The organism is uncultured Paraglaciecola sp., from assembly GCF_943787955.1.
Classification (GTDB): Bacteria; Pseudomonadota; Gammaproteobacteria; order Enterobacterales; family Alteromonadaceae; genus Paraglaciecola.
Genome location: NZ_CALSOK010000010.1, coordinates 65,268 through 87,796, shown reverse-complemented (window position 1 = coordinate 87,796; position 22,529 = coordinate 65,268). Strand labels below are relative to the sequence as shown.

General features: G+C 44.0%; 15 protein-coding genes and 1 tRNA gene. 9 read left to right on the top strand and 7 right to left on the bottom strand.

The features are described from left to right. Positions 1-38: 38 nt before the first annotated feature. Complete coding sequence (locus tag Q0Y52_RS08055; protein WP_297820410.1) at positions 39-2,318, top strand: fimbria/pilus outer membrane usher protein; 2,280 nt, start codon at positions 39-41, stop codon at positions 2,316-2,318. Next, entirely contained in the window at positions 2,315-2,842 is a 528-nt protein-coding gene (locus Q0Y52_RS08050; protein ID WP_297820406.1) for a spore coat U domain-containing protein, read from the top strand. Before Q0Y52_RS08055 ends, Q0Y52_RS08050 begins: the two co-directional genes overlap by 4 nt. On the opposite strand, the gene Q0Y52_RS08045 is transcribed toward Q0Y52_RS08050, so the two are convergent. The 3 genes from Q0Y52_RS08045 to Q0Y52_RS08035 form a co-directional block, all read right to left on the bottom strand. Continuing rightward, positions 2,820-4,631: a tetratricopeptide repeat protein gene (locus Q0Y52_RS08045; RefSeq protein ID WP_297820403.1), complete on the bottom strand. Its 1,812-nt coding sequence runs from the start codon at positions 4,629-4,631 to the stop codon at positions 2,820-2,822. The genes Q0Y52_RS08050 and Q0Y52_RS08045 overlap by 23 nt on opposite strands. A 56-nt stretch (positions 4,632-4,687) precedes the next feature. Beyond that, positions 4,688-5,188 carry a DUF4097 family beta strand repeat-containing protein gene (locus Q0Y52_RS08040; RefSeq protein WP_297821481.1) on the bottom strand — a complete coding sequence of 167 codons (501 nt, stop codon included), beginning with the start codon at positions 5,186-5,188 and terminating at the stop codon, positions 4,688-4,690. Positions 5,189-5,554: 366 nt separating this feature from the next. Beyond that, positions 5,555-6,829: an aromatic ring-hydroxylating dioxygenase subunit alpha gene (locus tag Q0Y52_RS08035; protein WP_297820401.1), complete on the bottom strand. Its 1,275-nt coding sequence runs from the start codon at positions 6,827-6,829 to the stop codon at positions 5,555-5,557. A 26-nt stretch (positions 6,830-6,855) separates the two neighbouring features. Here Q0Y52_RS08035 and Q0Y52_RS08030 point away from each other — a divergent pair, with 26 nt between their 5' ends. The 7 genes from Q0Y52_RS08030 (at position 6,856) to Q0Y52_RS08000 (ending at position 17,705) form a co-directional block, all read left to right on the top strand. Beyond that, on the top strand, positions 6,856-8,427 hold the full coding sequence (locus Q0Y52_RS08030; protein WP_297820399.1) for an NAD(P)/FAD-dependent oxidoreductase: 1,572 nt from the start codon (positions 6,856-6,858) through the stop codon (positions 8,425-8,427). Positions 8,428-8,447: 20 nt separating this feature from the next. Next, positions 8,448-9,911, top strand: a complete 1,464-nt coding sequence (gene nhaC / locus Q0Y52_RS08025) for a Na+/H+ antiporter NhaC (protein ID WP_366939280.1) — start codon at positions 8,448-8,450, stop codon at positions 9,909-9,911. Positions 9,912-10,116: 205 nt separating this feature from the next. Then, on the top strand, positions 10,117-10,989 hold the full coding sequence (locus Q0Y52_RS08020; protein WP_297820396.1) for a DUF4097 family beta strand repeat-containing protein: 873 nt from the start codon (positions 10,117-10,119) through the stop codon (positions 10,987-10,989). Between the two features lie 56 nt (positions 10,990-11,045). After that, entirely contained in the window at positions 11,046-13,310 is a 2,265-nt protein-coding gene (locus Q0Y52_RS08015) for a tetratricopeptide repeat protein (RefSeq protein WP_297820392.1), read from the top strand. 559 nt (positions 13,311-13,869) lie between these two features. Then, on the top strand, positions 13,870-14,316 hold the full coding sequence (gene msrB / locus Q0Y52_RS08010) for a peptide-methionine (R)-S-oxide reductase MsrB (RefSeq protein WP_297820389.1): 447 nt from the start codon (positions 13,870-13,872) through the stop codon (positions 14,314-14,316). Positions 14,317-14,318: 2 nt separating this feature from the next. Then, the gene (gene msrA / locus Q0Y52_RS08005; protein ID WP_297820386.1) at positions 14,319-14,819 is read left to right on the top strand and encodes a peptide-methionine (S)-S-oxide reductase MsrA; all 501 of its coding nucleotides are present in this window, start codon (positions 14,319-14,321) and stop codon (positions 14,817-14,819) included. Positions 14,820-15,365: 546 nt separating this feature from the next. Beyond that, a complete protein-coding gene (locus Q0Y52_RS08000; RefSeq protein WP_297820383.1) occupies positions 15,366-17,705 on the top strand; it encodes a penicillin acylase family protein in 2,340 nt (779 codons plus the stop codon). 333 nt (positions 17,706-18,038) lie between these two features. Here Q0Y52_RS08000 and Q0Y52_RS07995 read toward each other — a convergent pair whose 3' ends face one another. The 4 genes from Q0Y52_RS07995 to Q0Y52_RS07980 all read right to left on the bottom strand — a co-directional run bounded on the left by Q0Y52_RS07995 (position 18,039) and on the right by Q0Y52_RS07980 (position 22,457). Continuing rightward, positions 18,039-18,554, bottom strand: coding sequence for an immunity 22 family protein (locus tag Q0Y52_RS07995; RefSeq protein ID WP_297820380.1), 516 nt, complete (start codon positions 18,552-18,554; stop codon positions 18,039-18,041). A gap of 681 nt (positions 18,555-19,235) precedes the next feature. Beyond that, positions 19,236-20,423, bottom strand: a complete 1,188-nt coding sequence (locus tag Q0Y52_RS07990) for an aminotransferase class I/II-fold pyridoxal phosphate-dependent enzyme (RefSeq protein WP_297820377.1) — start codon at positions 20,421-20,423, stop codon at positions 19,236-19,238. 221 nt (positions 20,424-20,644) lie between these two features. Further along, complete coding sequence (locus Q0Y52_RS07985) at positions 20,645-21,706, bottom strand: SMP-30/gluconolactonase/LRE family protein (RefSeq protein ID WP_297820374.1); 1,062 nt, start codon at positions 21,704-21,706, stop codon at positions 20,645-20,647. 661 nt (positions 21,707-22,367) lie between these two features. Beyond that, a tRNA-Ser gene (locus tag Q0Y52_RS07980) sits at positions 22,368-22,457 on the bottom strand. Positions 22,458-22,529 lie beyond the last annotated feature (72 nt).

The following is a 22,529-nucleotide window of genomic DNA, read 5'->3' as shown; positions in this document are numbered from 1 at the left end:
CCTGCAAGTCTCTAAGTGCAGGCCTACTTCTGCTGGCTATGCTGACGCTAACACCTTCAGCGGCGCTGGCGGAAGACACGGCACTTGCTTTGGACGGAGTGTTTATGGCGGTGCTTATCAACCAGCAACCACAGGGGGTCGTCTTTTTATTGCGCAGCGACGATCGTCTGTTCGCGGGGTCTAATGATCTGCGGCGCTGGCGCTTGCACCTGCCTGATACTGCCCCTCTCACTCGTGACGGCGAAGACTTCTACGCACTTGATGCGCTGGCAGGCCTGTCGTATAGATTTGATGAATCTAGCCAAGCGCTGATGGTTCAAGCGCCCCCAAGCCTATTTGATGCCACGCTGCTACAGGGAACGGTGACCGATTTCAGTGCGCCCACCCCGGCGTCGCCCGGCGGCTTTATTAATTACGATGTGTTTGCCAATCATGCGCAAGGGCGAACAACGAGCAGCGGGCTGCTGGAACTGGGCGGGTTCGGCGGCTGGGGTGCAGCCCAAACCGGTATTTTGGCGAAAGACCTGAATGGGCATGCTAGCGCCATCCGGCTTAATACCACCTGGACGCGGGACCAGCCCATGCAACTAGCCAGCCTGCGATTCGGCGACGCGATCAGCGGCATGAGCAGTTGGGGGGGAGCGGTACGGTTCGGCGGTGTACAGTGGGCGACCAATTTTTCCACCCAACCTGGCTTCATCTCTTTCCCGCTGCCGGGAATTTCTGGGGAAGCGGCGCTGCCCTCCACCGTGGACCTTTATGTTGACAATGCGCTGCGCATGAGCCGCGAAGTGCCCAGCGGGCCGTTCAGCATCCAGGATCTGCCGGTTACGACTGGCCAAGGGGATGCACGTTTGGTGGTACGCGATATTTTAGGGCGCGAGCAGGTCATCACCCAGCCCTTCTATGCCACCCCCCGCCTGCTGCAGCAGGGCCTGCAAGATTATTCTTACGAGTTGGGGTTTGTGCGCAAGAATTTTGGCATCGACAGCAACAACTACGGCCGCGCCCTGGCGGTCGGTTCGCACCGCTTAGGGATCACCGAGCAGTTCACCGGCGAGATCCACGGTGAGCTGCTCGACCATCAGCAGACCTTAGGGCTGGGCGGCGTGTTGCTGTGGCCGCTCGCGGGTGTACTGTCCGGCGCCCTCGCCGTGAGCCACAGTGAAAAGGGAGTGGGCGGCTTGCTGGAGCTTGGATTTCAGCGTCAGGGCCGCTACTTGAGTTTTGGCGCAAAAACTCAGCTCGCCAGCCAGCGCTTCGCGAAGTTGGGGCTGCAGCCCGAAGAGCTTGCGCCCCGACACATAAGCCGGGCGTTTGTCAATTTGGCGACTAGCGACCACGGCTCCTTCACAGCGGCCTACACGGAGCAAGCCTTCCGTGACCGGCAGGGGAACAAGATACTGGCCGCGAGTTATACCAGAAAAGTAGGGGGTCTAGGCAACCTGAGTGCGTCTGTGACCAGGCTTCTCAGTGGGGACGCAAAGACGACTTTCAACCTGAACTTCTCTGTGCCATTAGGCAATCGGACCAACGCCAGCATCAGCGCGTCGGCGCAACCAGGCCGCGAGCAGGCACGTTTACAAGTGAGCCGGGGTATGCCGGCAGGTAGCGGGTTTGGTTATCGCCTGGTTACCGGGGTGGGCGATTCAGATTACCGCCAGGCGGGGGGCAGCGCGCAAAATGAGGTCGGTACCTATACCCTGGTGGCAGACCAGTCCAGCGGCCAGACGGCTTTCCAAGGCAGCGCAAGCGGCGGCGTGGCTTTCCTGGGAGGTAGCGCATTCTTGAGCCGGCGCATCACCGACAGCTTTGCTGTCGTGCAGGTGCCCGACTATTCCGGCGTGGGCATCTACGCGGACAACCAACTGGTAGCGCGCACCGACGCCAACGGTAGTGCACTGCTGCCAAGGCTACGCCCGTACCAAAAGAACACGGTGGGCATCGAACAGGCTGATTTACCGCTGGATGCGCAGATCGATGCGGTGCAGCTCGACGCCGTGCCGTATTTCCGCAGTGGCCTGCTGCTGAAGTTTCCAGTTAAACGCTCGCGCGGGGCGCTGCTCACCGTGGTGCTGGAAAACGGCGAACCTTTACCAGCGGGCGCACAGGCGCAAATTATTGGAGATAACGTCGAAGACCATGAAATCTTCCCCGTCGGCTTGAGGGGCGAGATTTATCTAACCGGGCTGGCGGTGAGCAATCGGCTGCGAGTCACTTGGCGAGAGCAGAGTTGCGAGTTCGTGCTGCCTTTCCCTGAGTCGACCGAGCCGCTGCCGCACCTGGGGACTTATATCTGCACGGGAGTAGAACCATGAGAGTATTGATTAGCCTGAAATTCCGCGTCTGCCGAACTTTTCAACCAGCTCGCTCTGCAGCGGCAAGTACCTTTGCGGGCAAAAGCAAGGGTAACGCACTGGTGGCCTGGCTGATCTCATTAGCCTTTGCGCTGACAGCGCAGCAAGGGCATGCATGCACCCTTAACGTTACAGGGGTGAACTTTGGGAATTATGATGTGTTCAGCAACGCAGCCCTTGACAGCACCGGCAACATTGACGTGAACTGCCCTAGCGGCGTCGGGTATTCCATGACCCTCACCGCGGGCGGCGGGACCCATACGCAGCGTGTCATGGGCAGCGGCGCCCGCAGGCTCAACTACAATCTTTACACCGCCGCTAACCGCGCTGTCGTGTGGGGCGACGCCACCAGCAGCACGGCTAGAGTAAATGGCACAGGTATTGGTGTGAGCGTAAATCACGGGGTTTACGGACGCATCCCCGCCCTCCAAAACGTGCACGTGGGCAGCTACAGCGACATCATCATCGTGGAGCTAACGTTTTGACAAAATATACGTGAAAAAGTGCGCGCATCTTATCAAAATTTTCTTTATCAAAACCTGCCATGTCCAGATAGCGCAGAGCCTCTTCACGGTTGCCAAGAACCCAATTAAATCTGGCTTTTAAAAGGTTAACATATGGCTCTGAAAACAGTGCTATGCGTTTTTCAACATACTCAAACCATTGTTCAGTTGCATCAAAATCTCCCATATCCATGCTTGCTGTCAGTAATCCTTGAATTGCATGACTGTTGACCGGATCAACTTCTAATGCTCTGTTATACATATTAGTTGCTTCGTCCATCCGGCCATGAGTTGTCAAAATTTCACCCGCCAATGTGTAGGCCCCAGGATAATAAGGATCATTGGAAATAATTTGGGAAAAGATCTCCATGGCTTTTGTTTCATCGCCCATCAGGTAATAACCCCAGGCAACATTATTCGCAGCAATCGGTGATTTGGGATCCAGTTTTAGTGCTTTTAAAAAGAGCGTTTGAGATCCTTTTAGCTTGCCACTTTGTTTTAGTAACGAGCCGTACCACATATATGTCATGGCATAATTTGGGTTCAGCTCAATCGCCCTCTTGAAAGATTGTTCCGCTTTAACTACATCTTCCCAACTCAGTAATAACCCCTGAGATGCGAAGGCTGCAGCGAACTCTTTATCTATTGCTAGCGCCTTATTTATCGCTCTTTGAGCATTTTCACTCGCCAGTTTCTTGGATGTATTACCGTAAAGCGCTGACAATATAGTAGAGTCGGCAACACCCACGTGGGCTCTGGCATAATTTGGGTCGAGTAACACAGCACGTTTAAAATGGGTCATTGCCTTATTGATAGAGGCAACACTTCTATGAGTCAGCTCTTTTTGACCCTTGCCGTGTTCAATCATGGCATCTACATTCAATGTTTCTGCACTAATATAAATTCTTTGAGCACCCAGCAACGTGACTTTCATTTTGTTGACCACAGCATTGGCTATATCATCCTGAATTTTAAATATATCCTGATAGACTCGATCGTAGGTTTCTGACCAAAGGTGCTCGCCAGTACTGACTTTAATAAGTTGTGCGGTCACCCTTATTTTATTGGTGGTATCATTTTTGCGAATGCTGCCTTCAAGAATAATATCCACACCAAGCTCTTTGCCTATTGCGGTGATGGTTTTATTGGTCACCCCTTTAAATGCAAATGAAGATGTTCTGGCAGCAACCTGTAAATCTGGAATTTTAGAGAGTAAATTCAACAGCTCCTCAACCATTCCATCTGCAAAGTATTCGTCTTCGGGATCACTGCTAAATGCCACAAAAGGTAAAATGGCAATGGACTCTTTTTTACTGTTCAACTGTTCATCTTGGGTATTAATTTTAGATCCGATGGCAGGAGGAACGGGAGGTAATAGCTTACTGTTATTATTGTTTAGTTTATCTGCAACATATGAATTTTTGTCATCGAATAAATATTGTGAAGCGAATAAAATTGTTGTCATAACCAGCAATGATCCCACCACGGCTAGAGTGGCTTTTAAATTAATTGGCTGTTCACCTTGTGAATGATTATCTGATGAAACTCTGACAATGCCATTGGGCGTAAAATTAAACAACCAAGCAAATATTAATGTAATTGGGAAACCTGCTACAAAAACCTGTAACAACATTGTCATCACTGAATCTGGTAACCCTAAGGCAGGAACCGACAAATCAGCAATTTGTATTAATGGCCAAGCTGAAACAGCATAAATCGTTGCGACTTTAAAAATCTGTCGCTGCCTAAGCTGATATAAGATATTTTCCAAATAATCTCTCCAAAGTGCACAGAAGGAAGTTTGTCTGCTCAATCTAATCCCTTAAGTTACAGTGCTCGATTTATAATTGCCGTGCCATTGATAGTCTTCATCACCAAAGTACCTAAACCATTACCTGATACAAAGTGCAACTGTTGTTGCTGCATATGAGAAGTGTTAGGTAGGTCGGTGGTTAAGTTATTCACTATTTCACCACCAAATTGACTGAGTACTTCACATTTAGCGTTAAGTATTCCGGAGGCCTCATAATGTAAGTCTCCTTTTACGCTGGTCATTTTAACCTGAGCATCCTTTTTGAGACTACCTGATAGTTTGGTATCTCCAGCGATATTGTTGGTACTCACATTGTCAATTTCAGTTATATCAGCCCAAATGTCACCAGTGACAGTGCGGAGTTTCACATCTTCGAAATTGCCAATTATGCTTGTGTCACCCTGTATGGATTCGATATAGGCGGTGCCATAAGACTCAGTTACATTAATATCCCCACTGATTGAGGACACCTTGATACTGATGCGCACGTTATTAATCAACAATTCGCCACTAATTGTTTTGCCTTCAACGCCCGCGTCTATGCCTGCAATATTAAAATCAGTATCTATACCTTTGAAGTGAACTTGGACATTTTGTGGAACAAATATTTTAAGCCCGTCAGTGAACTCACAGCACTTTGCAGCCTTAGCGATTCAAAAAACGTGTAAAGGATCCTGACAGTGGGGAAATGTCTGGTGTTGGCATAAACTTCTCAATCAACTATGAGCTGCGTATAACGGCTATGGCAGTCACTACAGCTATTAACGTTTTATTCAGTAAACGCAATGAATATTTCTTCTTAGCCGTCCCAAAGAAGAAGTTAATACACTTGTCTGTAAACGCTTACTCACAGTAACAGTTTAGCTAATGTAACCTGAAATTTACTTGGGCAAAGTGTGTAAATACCAGTTTAAAAAACTCTGCTGAAAACGTTCCATTTCAGATAAGCGTCCCGGTTGATAAAATCTAGAATTCACCCCTTTTTGATTGTTCATAATAATGGTTTTATCGGCTTGGGTGGTCACATCCCAAAGCCAAGTGAGCTGGTCTAGTTGATAGTCCTCCCCTTTTACCGCCGACTCATTTACAAACCAGAACACCTCGCAGATACATTCATCCACAGAGATAGGCAGAAAACGGTACCCAAGCATGTGGTCGTCATAGATTAGAAAATAACTTAGCGGGCCAATCATCAATTCAGACGCGCCGCCATCGTAGTTTTTTAATGAACCAAGCAATGGGGCGACAGGTTTGCCGCCTACACTGCCGCTCAGTGCATCACCAAGCAATGGGTTCCTGTCATATTGATACCCTTCTTGCCCTTCTTCAGCTAAGTCGAAATAACGATTTAACGCTTTAAATTTTGGGTTACCTTGATTGGCCTGTGAAAAATTCTCTTTGGCTTTTTGAAATGCTTTGGGAGACTTTGCCATAGCATGAATTTGCGCAAACTCTGGATGGGATACCGCACAGTGATAACACTCTTGATAATTCTCAACCGCTAACTTCCAATTTGCAGGAATACGATATGACCTCCGTTCGGCCAGTTGCATACTCTTCATACCAAATAAATCGAAGGGCTGGTTAAGATCTTGGCGAAGAGAAGTAAGACTGGGTGCATCTTCACTTAAACAAACATAAATAAGTCCACCTAAAAGCGCTACTTTTACCTTATGCAAGCCATTCTGTGAGGGCTCAAAATCATCTGGCATATTGCGCGCCGAAATCAGTTCTCCGTCTAGGTTATAGCTCCATGCGTGATAGGGGCAAGTAAGGGACGTTTTTGAACCTGATGGTTCAACACAAATTTTTGAACCACGATGACGACATACATTCAGATGCGCCTTTACCTCACCCACAGCCGAACGTAAAACAATCACTGACTCAGTATCAAATTCAAAGGTAAAATAGTCACCCGCATTGGGTATTTGCGACACATGCCCAGCGAATAACCAATGTTTTAAGAAGATGTTTTTTATCTCAGCCTGATAAAGATCAAGATCTGTATAAAACGCTTGAGCCAGGGAATACCCGGGCTGCTGTGTGGCCACCAGTTGTTTAATTTTATCTGATTGTGAAAGTGTCATGCTTGAAAACCAACCTACTTGAGTGGCGATATTGACAGTATTGAACGAGTGTTCAATACTGTCAATCATCACAGAGACAATTTCTAGGAAAACAGATGTTAGATGCAATCATCATAGGCGGTGGTCATAACGGGTTAGTATGTGCCAACTATCTTGCTATGTCGGGTAAAAAGGTGCGTGTACTAGAGCGTCGCGATGTAGTAGGCGGTGCGGCTGTTACCGAAGAGTTCCATCCCGGTTTTCGCAATTCAGTGGCCTCTTACACTGTGAGCTTGCTTAATCCAAAGGTCATTGATGATTTACAGCTACACCAAAATGGTTTGAAGATTGTGCACAGAAAAGTGAATAATTTTTGGCCACATGATAACGATGATTTTTTAGCCTTTGTGGTGGGCTCGGATAATTTAAAGGCCGAGATAGCACGTTTCTCAAAAACCGATGCTGATGCACTCGACCGTTACTTTAGAGACACGGGTATGGTGGCTGATCTTATTCGAGACTTTTTGCTGGAAACACCGCCCAATGTGGGTGGCGGGATCAGAGATATTTTTAAAGCCGCAAAATTTGGTAATCGCTTACGCAAACTTCCCATCGAAGATGAACGCATAGTATTAGATATTTTCACTAAAAGTGTCTCAGACTTTTTAGAATTATATTTTGAAAACGAATATGTCAAAGGTGCCTTTGCTTTTGATGGCATTGTTGGCAATTACGCCGATACACAAACCCCAGGCTCTGCTTACGTGTTGATGCACCATGCATTTGGTGAAGTTAACGGTGAAAAAGGGGTGTGGGGCCACGCTATTGGTGGCATGGGTGCCATTACTCAGGCGATGGCCAAATCAGCAGTGGCTAAAGGGGTTGAAATACACACCGATGCTGCAGTCAAGAAAGTGTTGGTTCGTGATGGTCAAGCATACGGTGTACTGCTAGAGAATGGCCAGACACTAGAAGCAAAAGTGATTGTTTCAAATCTCAACCCAAGCCTATTGTATAACCAATTAGTGGATGCAAAAGAGCTACCAGAAGACTTTGCGCGGCGCATGAAACATTATAAGAACGGCTCCGGCACCTTTCGTATGAACGTGGCGTTAAGTGAGCTACCTAAGTTTACTTGTTTAGCGCAGCAAGAGCGAGCCACTGCAGACCACCTCACAGGTGGAATTATTGTTGGTGCCACATGTGATTATATCGACCAAGCCTACCGTGACTCAAAACAACACGGCTGGTCTAAGGCGCCCATCGTAGAAATGCTGATCCCTTCAACACTTGACGATACTCTTGCCCCAGAAGGCCAACATGTGGCGAGCTTGTTTTGCCAACAGTTCGATCCAGATATCGATTGGGATGAGCATCGTGAAACAGCAGCAGATTTAATTATTGAACAAGTCGAAAAAGTTGCCCCGGGGTTTATACAATCTGTGTTGGGTCGCCAACTTTTGAGCCCCCTTGATCTTGAACGTATATTCGGGCTTACTAAAGGTGACATTATGCATGGCAATATGAGCTTGGATCAGATGTTTAGCACTAGGCCCCTGTTAGGGCATGGCAACTATCGTTCGCCCATCAAAGGTTTGTACATGTGTGGTGCTGGCACGCATCCCGGTGGTGGAGTCACCGGGGCTCCTGGGCACAATGCAGCCAGAGAGATTATCCGAGATAACTAAATAAATGTGAGGATTAACGTATCGAGTCCGACCAACACAGCATAATTGATAAACCATTAAGCCGCTTCGACTCGGTACTCGTTAGTGTCATATTACTGACTCTAATGGGCGCAGTAATATGGATGTTTGGCAGTGATTCACTGTCTGGTGCCACTCAGGTTGCGATGATGGTTATCGCTTTTTTTACTGCGTTAATTGGGTTAAAAAACGGGATCAGTTGGCCCGAAATTGAAAAAAGCATCGTTCGGTCATCCACAAAAACAACCGGTCCTATTTTAATATTCCTGTCTATCGGCGCATTAATTGGCAGTTTTATGTTATCAGGCGCGGTGCCCAGTCTGTTGTATTATGGGTTGAACATATTATCGCCCACCTATTTTTATCCACTGACCTGTTTAATTTGTGCGTTAGTCGCTATCTGTATTGGCAGTTCATGGACGACAGCGGCCACTATTGGCGTAGCGCTGATGGGCGTATCTTATGGTTTTGCCCTATCACCTGAAATTACCGCAGGCGCGATTATTTCTGGCGCCTATTTTGGCGACAAAATGTCACCCTTATCTGAAACAACCAATTTAGCCCCTTCTATTGCTGGCAGTGATTTGTTTGAACATATTCGACATATGGCTTGGGTGTCTGTGCCAAGCTTTGTGATTGCAGTATTCGCCTTCTTCGCTATCGGTTTAAATACTGCGGTTACACAAGGTAGCCAAACTAGTATTGACGCTTTTATCCAAACTCTCGACCAACATTTCGATATTTCTCCTATTAACCTAATACCTGTGGTTTTATTGCTGTGGCTAGCGGTTAAAAAAACCCCTGCCTTTTTAGCCATAATAGGTGTATCACTATTAGCTTGTATGTTTACCCTTATCTTTCAATATGACGTTTTGCTTAATTTTGCAGGTGGGTCCAGTGCGCCTTTGTTGTTCAAATCATTATGGACGGTACTGTTCGACGGTTTTAGCATCAATACTGAGAATGAAAGTGTGAATAGCTTATTGTCCCGTGGTGGCATGGCCTCTATGGTGAATATGGCGTGGTTGGTGATTGCATCCATGATGATGACAGGCGTGCTCGAAAGAATTGGCTATATTGATGCGTTGATGGGTGTACTCGTGAAGTTTGTTCGCTCAACTGGCTCACTTATCGCCTCCACTATGGCCACATGTTTAGGTGTAAATATAGTCACGGGCGACCAATATATGTCATTAGTACTGCCCGGCCAAATGTGGAAATCTGAATTTGCCAAACACAATCTAGCCAATGTGAATCTGTCTCGTACCTTAGAGGATGCAGGCACCCTCACCTCACCTTTAATTCCTTGGAATGCCTGCGGGGTCTATATGGCGGGTACTCTGGCAGTAGTCACTGTAGGTTATTTACCCTATTGCTTATTCAACCTCATCAACCCTGTTATGGCGCTTTTATTTGCATTCTTGAATGTGAAAATTTTGCGGGTAAAGGAATTATCCTTTAAATAAGACCCCGTCCGCATAAAGAATCTAAACGCTCAATGCTCTATTAAGGGCATGGATCCATGAAGAAATGGGAAGTCTAAAGGCTCATATATCACTCTTGTATACCGATGACGATTGGTAATAGTTTGAAACCCAACTACTCTTGTCATTTAACAGATACAAACTGAGACTAATCTTGTTGAGAATATATTTATATAGCCTTTTTTTCATGATAATTCTGCCGACACTGCCTAATGTTCAAGCAAATGAACAAATAAATCAGACCATTAAGGTGCCGTCTACGGGCCATTTATTCATTGACATCGATCGCGGCTCCGTTGAAGTGAAGGGTTGGGATAAAAATGAAATATTAGTATTGGGTGAATTAGATAGCGACACCCAAACATTAATGTTCAAGAGTAAAGGAGAGAAAACCTTAATCAAAATAAAGATTAGCGAAACTTTTTATCGTGGCAATGCACATTCAAGCGATGGCAATGAGCTTAAAATATTTGTTCCACAAAATGTCCAAGTTCACTTCAAAGGTATAGATACTGATTTTAATATTGCAGGCATAGACGCGGGCGTTGAAGGCAAAACAATTAGTGGCGAATTGTTGATTAATAACGTGCGCATCAGTATCAAGGTGTCCTCAATCAGTGGGGATATTAATGTAACTGAGTCTTATGGCACCGCCTATATCGAATCCATACAGGGTGACACAAGCATAATTGGCAATTTCGAAGATGTGAAACTCCGCACTGTCACTGGTGACATTTGGGCTGATATAACTGAAATTGACAATGTGAGTACCAACAATATCGCTGGAGATACCAAACTATCAGGTAGTCTCAAAAAGGATGCTCAGGTTAAAATGACCAGCGTAAAAGGAGACTTACATTATGAGGCCTCCGGAATACTTAACGCTAAATGTGAAGTACTCAGTCAATTTGGTGGTGAAATAGTGAATAACTTAACCACCGACCTACCTAACACTTCTCATATGCAGCAACAACAATTGCACTTTGTATCAGGTAATGGTTTAGGTACTTTGGTGATGAAGACTATCAATGGCACGGCAATTATAAATCGAGCACTGTAACTTAAGGGATTAGATTGAGCAGACAAACTTCCTTCTGTGCACTTTGGAGAGATTATTTGGAAAATATCTTATATCAGCTTAGGCAACGACAGATTTTTAAAGTCGCAACGATTTATGCTGTTTCAGCTTGGCCATTAATACAAATTGCTGATTTGTCGGTTCCTGCCTTAGGGTTACCAGATTCAGTGATGACAATGTTGTTACAGGTTTTTGTAGCAGGTTTCCCAATTACATTAATATTTGCTTGGTTGTTTAATTTTACGCCCAATGGCATTGTCAGAGTTTCATCAGATAATCATTCACAAGGTGATCAGCCAATTAATTTAAAAGCCACTCTAGCCGTGGTGGGATCATTGCTGGTTATGACAACAATTTTATTCGCTTCACAATATTTATTCGATGACAAAAATTCATATGTTGCAGATAAACTAAACAATAATAACAGTAAGCTATTACCTCCCGTTCCTCCTGCCATCGGATCTAAAATTAATACCCAAGATGAACAGTTGAACAGTAAAAAAGAGTCCATTGCCATTTTACCTTTTGTGGCATTTAGCAGTGATCCCGAAGACGAATACTTTGCAGATGGAATGGTTGAGGAGCTGTTGAATTTACTCTCTAAAATTCCAGATTTACAGGTTGCTGCCAGAACATCTTCATTTGCATTTAAAGGGGTGACCAATAAAACCATCACCGCAATAGGCAAAGAGCTTGGTGTGGATATTATTCTTGAAGGCAGCATTCGCAAAAATGATACCACCAATAAAATAAGGGTGACCGCACAACTTATTAAAGTCAGTACTGGCGAGCACCTTTGGTCAGAAACCTACGATCGAGTCTATCAGGATATATTTAAAATTCAGGATGATATAGCCAATGCTGTGGTCAACAAAATGAAAGTCACGTTGCTGGGTGCTCAAAGAATTTATATTAGTGCAGAAACATTGAATGTAGATGCCATGATTGAACACGGCAAGGGTCAAAAAGAGCTGACTCATAGAAGTGTTGCCTCTATCAATAAGGCAATGACCCATTTTAAACGTGCTGTGTTACTCGACCCAAATTATGCCAGAGCCCACGTGGGTGTTGCCGACTCTACTATATTGTCAGCGCTTTACGGTAATACATCCAAGAAACTGGCGAGTGAAAATGCTCAAAGAGCGATAAATAAGGCGCTAGCAATAGATAAAGAGTTCGCTGCAGCCTTCGCATCTCAGGGGTTATTACTGAGTTGGGAAGATGTAGTTAAAGCGGAACAATCTTTCAAGAGGGCGATTGAGCTGAACCCAAATTATGCCATGACATATATGTGGTACGGCTCGTTACTAAAACAAAGTGGCAAGCTAAAAGGATCTCAAACGCTCTTTTTAAAAGCACTAAAACTGGATCCCAAATCACCGATTGCTGCGAATAATGTTGCCTGGGGTTATTACCTGATGGGCGATGAAACAAAAGCCATGGAGATCTTTTCCCAAATTATTTCCAATGATCCTTATTATCCTGGGGCCTACACCTTGGCGGGTGAAATTTTGACAACTCATGGCCGGCTGGACGAAGCAACTAATATGTATAACAGAGCATTAGAAGTCGATCCGGTCAACAGTCATGCAATTCAAGGATTACTGACAGCAAGCATGGATATGGGAGATTTTGATGCAACTGAACAATGGTTTGAGTATGTTGAAAAACGCATAGCACTGTTTTCAGAGCCATATGTTAACCTTTTAAAAGCCAGATTTAATTGGGTTCAGGGCAACCGTGAAGAGGCTCTGCGCTATCTGGACATGGCAGATTTTGATAAAGAAAATTTTGATAAGATGAGTTTTATAAATGGAGACAAAGCATTTTATAAAGAGAATTATGCTGAGGCGACTGCTTTTTATCAAAAGTTACGGGAAGAAAATCGTGATTCAGAAGTGTCGTTCTATTCGATACAAGATGGACGAATAGCCGCGTATTTGGCGTATGCTTTTCAACAACTAGGAGAAATAGAAAAAGCCAAAGTGATTATTGATGAATTTGAACAATATATAATAAAAAGCAAAATCACCCGCTCCAGTAGTCCTTCTTATTATATGAATATGGCACAAATAAACGCGTTACAACAAAATAAAGAAGAAGCCTTTTATTATATTCAAGGAGCGATAGATGTAGGTTGGGTGAGGGTGTGGGAAGTTGAACATGCACCTATTTTTGATTGGATAAGCCAAGACATGCAATTTACCCAAATGATGGGTGGTATTAAAGCCCGTCTAGCGACGATGCGCAATAGGATGCATAATGAAGATGCGTTTTTACTGGCAGAAGCTGAATACTTGTGAACAAACATTTCTAATAGCTGCACTTTTGCAGCCTATTAATTTTATGAACAAAGGCCTCGCCTTGTGTAATGCTTAAAGCTGGTTTACTTTTGCCTTAGGGGGTATTTTTAGTCACTTGTAATGAACATGCTGAACAGCCAATATTTAGAAAATAACAATTCACCGACAACTTAGTGTTACTTGAATAAACCTTAACTAATTGGTTCATATCCAGCATTGCAAAAAACTAACACCAGAGACAAGGCAGTAATCGAGAAGTCAATTGTCTCAACCTTCAAGTAGATTGCACTGTTCACATATTCTGACACTGACTTTACCCTTTAATATGAGCACTATTTAAGTGAAAATGAATTATTTTATTCAAAAATAACAATTTGTTATATATGACAATATAATGGCGAATTATTAGCTAACACCGATATCGAAGTTAACTTTTCCGGCTCGGATACCGCCAATAAACATGAAATAGTGATCTTTATTTCTCATTCTCAATAATTACCTTAATAGCAGATCTGTTAAACTCCAACAGACACCTCACATTCATCACAAAGAGGAAATAATGAACACATATCAAAAATCACAAGACGCAATTTCTGCCCTGACACCAGAGCAGTTCAAAGTGACGCAAGAAAATGCTACTGAGCGTCCTGGCACCGGTGAATTATTAGATAACATTTTGCCTGGTATCTATGTAGATATCGTTTCTTCAGAGCCTTTGTTTGCCTCTTCTGCCAAGTATGAATCAGGATGTGGCTGGCCAAGTTTTACTAAAGCAATAGACCCAGTCAATGTAAATGAAATCACTGATAATACCCTCGGTATGACGCGCATTGAAGTACGCTCAGCTCATGGTGATAGTCACCTAGGACATGTTTTTCCAGATGGGCCTAAAGACCAAGGCGGTTTGCGTTATTGTATTAATTCCGCTTCATTACGTTTTGTCCATCGGGATGAGATGGCAAACGAAGGGTATGAAGCTTATTTAGATCAAGTTGAGGATATTTAATCATGGCAAATGAACGTGCAGTATTAGCCGGTGGGTGTTTTTGGGGGATGCAGGATCTTATTCGTAAACGTCCTGGTGTCACTTCCACTCGTGTGGGTTATACAGGCGGTGAAGTAGCGAACGCCACTTACCGCAATCATGGTAACCACGCCGAAGGTATTGAAATATTATTCAATAATGAGATCGTCAGTTATCGACAAATTCTAGAATTTTTCTTTCAAATTCATGATCCGAGTACTGAAAATAGACAAGGTAACGATACCGGTGCATCCTATCGTTCGGCTATTTATTATGTGTCTGATGAGCAACGAGCAGAAGCCGTAAGAACCATTGCGGACGTAGATGCTTGTGGATTATGGCCAGGCAAAGTAGTGACCGAAGTTGAGCCTGTTAGCGATTTTTGGGAAGCGGAAGTTGAACATCAAGACTACTTAGAAACCCGCCCCAACGGCTACACCTGTCATTTTGCTAGACCTGACTGGAAACTACCTGCTGTTTCGTGAGATTTCGTTAACCATTCAAACCTTCCTAATATGACAACTGCCCCAACTAAGATGGTTTAAGGGGTGGGTGTCACTGATGTACTCTGTGTGTTGACATCACTTATTGGCATAACTAAGTGGATCCCCGTAAAGAAAGCTTAGGAATGAGCTCCACTTTACACCCCAAATCACTATACATTTCTAACAACAATTCACTCTGCATTTCTACAAACAATTCAGAGTAACTATCGATGATCAGGCTACACAATATGCGTTAACAAAAAAGGTTTGGGGAATTGACAGCGCTTATGGATGAGTAAAAAGTGAGTGAGTAAATAATGCATATCTAATTTTTCATTTTTACCCTTTTGTCATGATTTTAATCAAACCTAACCGCTCTCTTTCCTCATTCTAGTATTTAAGTATTGTTAATATTAATCCAGTTATCCTGTCCTCAATAATCCTAAACTAACCACTTGTATGATGTTACAGTTATGCTAAATTTTTATCAAAAATCGGATCCCTTCAATGATGCGCTTCCTGAAAATCTTCATCATGATACTTGTTATGGTCACGGTCGCCGCTGTCTGGTATATGCATAGCAAACAACCTCTGCGCAATGGTGAGGTAAGCCTTGCCAATCTGCAAGCACCGGTTAATGTCCGTTATGACGAACGAGGCGTACCCCATATTCAAGCGAAAAACGAAGCAGATATGTATCGCACTCTTGGCTATGTTCATGCCCAAGACCGTTTGTTTCAGATGGAAATGGTGCGCCGTTTGGCGCGAGGTGAATTAGCCGCTATATTGGGTCCAAAACTACTCAACAGTGACCGTTTATTTCGTACGCTAGGCATTCGCGCACATGCCGATGCTTATGTAGCAAAGATGGACCCTAATACCCCTGCAAATAAAGCCTTGATGGCTTATTTAGATGGTATCAACCAATACCAAAATTCTCACCCCGCCCCGTTGGAATTTGATATTCTGGGCATTACAAAACGCCCATTCACGGCTGAGGACACCCTCAGTGTTGGCGGTTATATGGCTTACAGTTTTGCCGCCGCTTTTCGCACCGAGCCGGTGCTGACTTATGTACGCGATCAGCTTGGAGTTGAATACCTTGATGTGTTTGATTTAGCATGGCACACCGAGGGTGTTGTACCTGAGGCCATGACAGCTGAAGATTGGCGTGATCTTCAACGCATTGCCAATATCAGCCAACAAGCACTCACAGACAGCGGTTTAGCGTTATTTGAAGGTAGCAACGCCTGGGCAGTATCTGGTAGTCGCACCGCAAGTGGTAAGCCGCTGTTGGCAGGTGACCCTCACATTGGTTTTGCCGTTCCCTCAGTCTGGTACGAAGCACATTTGTCTTACCCTGGATTTGAGCTTTATGGCCACCATCAAGCACTTAATCCAGTCGCAAGCCTTGGGCACAACTTAGACTTTGGCTGGAGCATTACGATGTTTCAAAACGATGACATAGATCTCATTGCCGAGACAGTCAATCCAGATAACGCAGATCAAGTTTGGTATCAGGGTCAATGGGTAGAGCTACAAAGTCGCACTGAAAAAATTGAGATCAAAGGCGAGGATCCGATCACATTAACCCTGCGCCGTTCGCCTCACGGCCCTATCATCAACGATGCCCTTGGTGAGCATTCAGGTACAACACCTATCGCTATGTGGTGGGCTTTTCTTGAAACAAAGAACCCCATTCTTGATGCATTTTATCAACTCAACCGTGCTGATACCTTGGCAAAAGCCCGTGCAGCCAGTGAAAAAATTCATGCGCCAGGACTCAACATAGTCTGGGCCAATGCCAGTGGAGATATTGGTTGGTGGGCGGCAGCTAAACTGCCTTTACGTCCTAGCGGAGTCGAGCCTACGTTTATCCTCGACGGAAGCAGTTCTGAGGCAGATAAACTGGGGTTTGTGCCTTTTACTGATAACCCCCAAGAAGAAAACCCAGCTCGCGGCTACATCGTTTCGGCTAATTACCAGCCCCTTCCTGACAGCGGTATCAAGGTACCGGGTTATTACAATTTGCCCGCTCGCGGTATTCGACTTGATCAGCGTTTAGCCAACAATACTGTGAAGTGGAACTTGCAAAATAGTCAGGCACTGCAACTGGATACAGGCAGCGGCTATGCAAAGCGCTTACTTAAGCCACTATTACCTATCATACAGGCAACCGCTAGCGACGATGAACAAGAGCTAGTGAACTTACTCAGTAAGTGGAATGGGGAACATAATCTTGATGACATCGCTCCCACGATTTTTAACCAGTTAGTTTACCAACTTTCCTATGAGGCTATGCGTGACGAGATGGGTGACGATTTCTTTGGCACGTTAATTCGTACTCGAGTAATCGACTTTGCTTTACCTCGCTTGGCAAATAAACCCGATTCGCCATGGTGGGATAATCGAGAGACGGCCGTCACCGAAGATCGCACCACAATAGTCACAGTTGCATGGCAGGAAAGCCTAAAACACCTACGTAACACTCTGGGTGCTAATACAGCCGACTGGCAATGGGGTAGTGCCCATACGCTGACACATAAACACCCATTGGGCCAACTAAAAATCCTGGATAAATTGTTTAACGTCGGTCAGTTTGCCGCTCCTGGTGGTCACGAAACCCCTAACAACCTGTCACATAAAATGGGTCCTGCACCTTGGCCAGTGGCATACGGCCCTTCTACCCGTAGACTCATCGATTTTGCCGACCCTAGCCACTCACTGGGTATCAATCCTGTTGGGCAAAGTGGGGTATTGTTTGATCAGCATTATCAAGACCAAGCCCAGTTGTATATTAATGGCCAGTACATAATGCAGCACTTTAGCGAAGCCGATGTCACAGCCAACACCAAAAGTACTCTGCGACTGGTGCCGGTCAAGTAAAAATAAAGGCGTTATACATAATTTGAGAATAGTGAAAACGTAAAACCCGGTTCCATCAAGGCTGTGAATGATCTTCACAATGGTTTTGCACATTAATTTGTGCATTGGGTGTATCGTTTCCAGGATACACCCAGCTTATTTTTAGCTTAAGGGTAACGCTAAGCTAAAAGCATCAATATGAGCACAATAATTTAAAACCTGATAAAAACTCACTTTACAGACACGATGGATAACATTGAAAATCGATACCTGTGGCCATAAATACTTCCGTATATTTCATCGGTCAATTGGCGACTACGCTATTTATACTGGTTCTAGTTATACTGGTTCTAGTTATACTGGTTCTGGTTCTGCTGGTTCTGGGCCTTCATCTTCGCTTTCATGTTCTTCTTCATCATCTTCACCTAACAAGCTTTCGCTGGAGGCATCATAATTAAAAGCTCCCAAAAAGGTGGTGAATTCATCTTCAGTAACACCACTTTGTTTGACACTGTATTCCTGTTCAAAAAGTAAAATTATCCAGGTTACTTGCTCCATCTTATTTTTTTTCGCTTTACTCATCAAATTAACGATAAAAGAACTAGAGCAAGAACACCCACCCGCTGCTTCATGAATATCGATAGTACCCGTATGGGCACCATTAGTTTCCATCTGCTGTGGTGAAAAATAGCGAATTTTGTAGTTGTCTGACCAACAGTTTCTTGCCCGCGTACCTTTTTTGAAAAAGGTTTCCTCAAAATAATCATCAGGTATATCAGCGTAAGGATGTTGTGACGCCCAAACGGACACTTTGCCCTTTGTAGTAAAAAGTAACCCTTTTTCAGGAATGGATTTATTGTCTTCGTTCATGGGGAAAATGACTGCCAGTGACTAGGTATTAGCATATTCTATTATAGTGGTAAGGGAATAGCGAAAAAGAGGTCGCTTTGATAAAACTAGAAATGCATTATGGAGCTTATCTTTTTGGGATATGAGGGTAACCAATTAACACTTTGGCCAGGACATGAGGCATTCATTATTATAATTTTAGAGAGGTATATAAGCATCAGAGCTGAGTCTATGTCATTTAAGAGGTAGTTATCTCAGTATTGTGTTTATCTAAAATGGCTTGTAGCTCGCCTGAAGCTTTTATTTGTTTGATTTCCTTATTTATCAAAGTTAAGAAGCCTTAATTCGTCGTTAAACCGCTATTATGAATGCTACCAGAATTTATAAGTAAGCTGGAAGAAATTCAGTTGTTCACAATATGCATTTCATGGGCAATGATTGGTTAGAAAGCTTCGCGACTTATTTAGAAACGCAACAAAGCTTGCACTAAAACATAAAAGGGAAAAACATGTGGGGGTGAATTTTCGGTTAGCTAACGGTAAAAAATATGGCAAAGCCTCTCACTTTTATAAAGATTTAGGCTTTTTCATATAGCCAGCGTGAAGGGTATACAAGGTAAGGTGCTTATGTAAAATTCACTATACATTAAAATAATTCACTGCAAAAAAAAGGCAAACACAGCACATAAAAGCACACTAGCTGCTAAACAGTTAGACTGATATCTAAATGCTCCATAAATATTGCAAGCCGACGTAAGCCCTCTTCGAGTTCAGATTCTGCAGAGGCAAATGACAAACGCACATACTGGTCGCCTTGGTATTCACCAAAATCATTGCCTGGTGTAAGCGCAACATGAGCTTCTTGCAATACTCGTTCACAAAAGGTCATAGCCGAGAGTCCAGTGGGACTCACATCGATGTAAACATAAAAAGCACCGTCAGGGGAAACCGGCACATGCAAACCACATTTTTGTAATCCAGTCAGCACCAGGGTTTTTCGTGTAATTAGCGTTGCCCGTCGTAACTCGCACACAGCAATAGAGCTTGGGGTAAAACATTGTAAAGCGGCTTTTTGCGCTAAAGTCGACGGACAAATATAATAATTCTGCGCCAATCTTTCCATGACTTCGACTGCACGCTCAGGCACCACACACCAACCTAATCGCCAACCTGTCATACCAAAATATTTAGAAAAACTATTAATCACTAAGGCCTCATCATCGAATGACAATACACTCATTGGCTGTGAATCGGCAGAGCCATGGTGCAAGTTAAGATAAATCTCATCAACAATGCGCCATGCCCCTTTGCTACGAGCAAATTGGCACATTGCGGCTAGTTCATCTGCCGCTATGGCGGTTCCTGTGGGATTAGAGGGAGTGGCTAACATTAAGCCGCGCGTGCCTGCCTGCCAGTGTTGTTCAAGCAACGCCATATTCAATTGAAAGTGCGAATCTGCTTGGGTCGGCACCAATTGCACCTTGCCACCAAAACTTTTTATAAATTGTTTATTACAGGGGTAAGACGGATCAGCCATGATCACCTTGTCACCTTCATCCACAAAGGCGGCCGACAGTAGCAATAAGGCTGCAGATGCCCCTGCTGTGACAACAATACGCTGTGGATCGATTTCAATTTGGTGGCTTGTTTGATAAAAGCCAGCAATAGCAGCACGTAATTCGGGTAATCCTAATGCCGAGGTGTATGGCAGAGGCGCATTGATCGCAAGGTCTTGCATGGCAAGTAACACGTCAGGCGGCGCACCAAAATCAGGCTCACCTATATTCAATTTAACAACGTGCTTGCCTTGGGCTTCCAAACGGGCTGCTTTTTCACCAAAGGCCATAGCAAAAAAGGGGGAAATGGCTTGCGCACGTTGTGAATATTTCAAATGATACTACTCAACTTTCTGGAAAATAGTGAAAACGAATACTTACTATTTTGCCATCTGTAGAGGTGTAAAACACCTTTTAAATACTTTGGAGATTTACATCAAATTAACGAAGGCATGCATTACCTAAAATACAAATAACCCAAATGAATTGAGCTGGCTTTGTCATTATCAAGATGCCAATAACCTCAGCGTAGTGTGTTAAATAACAAAACCATGACCTAGGGTAATTTATACTTTCCAATCCGATCATTATGCAAACTGCCCAAATACAGATAACCATCATGTTCACGAGCAGAAGTTATTTCCTTTAAATGCTGACCCGTGGGCTCATGTAAACTTTGGGTGATTTGGCCTTGTTCATTCAAAGCCAAAACTAAACCGTAAGGCTGGGGTTTAGGCCATAAAGCCTTGGGCAATTTGGACATTTGAGTTTTTAGAAAAGGAAAAGCATGGAGTGTATCCAACACGTTATTTCGAACCGTAAACAGAGCTAACCAAAATGTGCCTTGACCATTACTGGAAATGTTATCGGGAAATCCTGGTAAATTATCAATGAAGATATCTTGCGTGCCTGCTTGGGGTCCCCTGAGCCAATATCTGACAATCCTGTAGCGATAAGTCTCATTCACTAAGAGAAAGTCTTCTTCTTGAGATAGAGCGACCCCATTTGCAAAATAAAGCTCGCTCAATAACACCTTAATCTGACCATTATCCGGATGATAACTAAGAAGTCTGCCATAAGGTTTTGATTCTAAAAGATCATAAAGATGTTCGCTATGACCGTATTTGGAGCTCGCATCTGTAAAATAAATAGTTCCATCACTGGCAATATCTAACGCATCGGTTAACTTAAAGGGGAGGTTATCTGCTGACGCAGCCAGCACAGTTATTTTTCCTTGAGGATTAATCGACAGTAGCCCTTTATCCGCATCGCAGACAATCAAATTCTCATTTTTATCAAATTGCATACCCAAAGGACGACCATAGGTTTCAGCAAAAACATCCAGCTTGCCATCTGACGTTAGCACCATAATCTTGCCGTCTTGTGTGCCCCCATAGATTCGGCCTTGGCTGTCCACCGCCACCTCTTCTGGTCCATCGATTTCACCTAGGGCTAAAAGTTCTGCTTTCTGTAACAGCTTATTTGCTGTCAATACGCCGGAAAGTTCAAGAGGCGGAGAAGGTGCATAAGCTACTGGCGAAATAGGCGCGGAGATGAAAACAACCATGAGAATTAAAATGCCTAGTGTTCCGATTAGGCCAAGAATCAATTTATTCATACCTTCTCCATTCTTTTTACAATTAGGTGTACACAATTTTAAGAATACTGTTGATAAAATAATTTTATTGATCAAATCGCCGTGACGACGAAGTTGTTAGTAGGGCTTTCGCTTCATTAATATAATCTTCATAGTGAGACAACTAAATGGCTGATACTAAAAGTAATAGCATAACCCAATTCTTGAAAAAACCTGAGCGTATAAAAAAAGTAGTGAGAGGTGTTTTTATACTGATATATATACGGATAGATATACGGGTAATGTCTTGTTTGCATGACAGCCTCGTCGTTTCAACGAGCTGCGTGGCCTATTTTGCTCTGTACCAAAGTAAAAAGTCCGCAACATACTGTCATGTTGGGAAACACTTGACCGCTCTAGATTCACTCTTGAACCTCTGTTTTCAAGCTCCTTCTAGCGTAATAGACGGTGCAAATTGTTCCAGACAATTTGTGTGAAATACATCCCTGTATTTCATCGCTTCGCAACCATGCTATAAGACGCATGTTCCTCCTAAGTGGCAATAGCAACATAGGGCAGCTTTAGCTAGCCTTCAAATAATGTGAACAACATAAATACTATGAATAAATTTGTTCTAAAAATTTGTCTAACCACCAAATACAAAAAAGCCCCGCTAAATTTATCAGCGGGGCTTTTTTGTATTTGGCGGAGAGCGAGAGATTCGAACTCTCGTTAGGTTTAACCCTAAACACACTTTCCAGGCGTGCGCCTTAAGCCACTCAGCCAGCTCTCCAAAACTTTTAAAATCTTAGCCTATTTACTTCAGTTAATTTTATTTAACTTGGTGCTTGGCCTGCACCTTGGT